Origin of the sequence: Neptunomonas marina (assembly GCF_004005935.1) — a bacterium.
Lineage (GTDB): Bacteria > Pseudomonadota > Gammaproteobacteria > Pseudomonadales > Balneatricaceae > Neptunomonas > Neptunomonas marina.
The window spans coordinates 1-507 of record NZ_SACQ01000026.1 but is presented as its reverse complement, the minus strand read 5'-3'; the positions used below and the strand labels follow the sequence as shown (position 1 = coordinate 507).

The window sequence follows — 507 nt, the reverse complement described above, 5'->3', positions numbered from 1 at the left end:
GGCCAAGGCCGCCGGGCCTGGTCATCAGGGCGAGCGCACCTCGAAGCCGCCGATGCCAGCCGAGCGCCGGCGCAGGCCGCCCTCAGCCCGCAGCCGGGCCCAATGACACACTGATGTCGGCGGGCGGCGCGAAGTAGGGTGCGGAGGTGACCAGGAAATCGGCGCTTGCGCTGGCAAAGGCCGCTGCGGTGGCCACCGTGACGCCCCCCGCGGGAGCGAGCTGGGCCTGCAGGCCCTGCGTGCGCAGCGTCTGCCGCAGCGCCGCCAGCCGGTCCGGGGTGAAGCGTTCGAGCTGCAGCACGTCGGCCCCGGCTAGCGCCATCGCGAGCGCGTCGTCTTCGCTGCCGACGTCGACCACGAGCCGCTTCTCTGGCTGGCTGCGCCTGAGCGCCGCGAGCGTCGCGGCACGATCGTCGTGCCCGACGAAGGCCAGGTGCTCCGGAAACACGAGCAGGGTCTCTGACAGGCCCAGCCGGTGCATCACGCCACCGCCGGCGCGCACTGCCA

Annotated in this window: 1 protein-coding gene; it reads right to left on the bottom strand. The window is 73.8% G+C overall.

Features of this window, described 5'->3' with window-relative positions; all coding sequences use genetic code 11:
- Positions 1–82: 82 nt before the first annotated feature.
- The coding region (locus EOE65_RS17890; RefSeq protein WP_476739127.1) for a beta/alpha barrel domain-containing protein at positions 83–507 on the bottom strand (425 nt) is incomplete at its 5' end.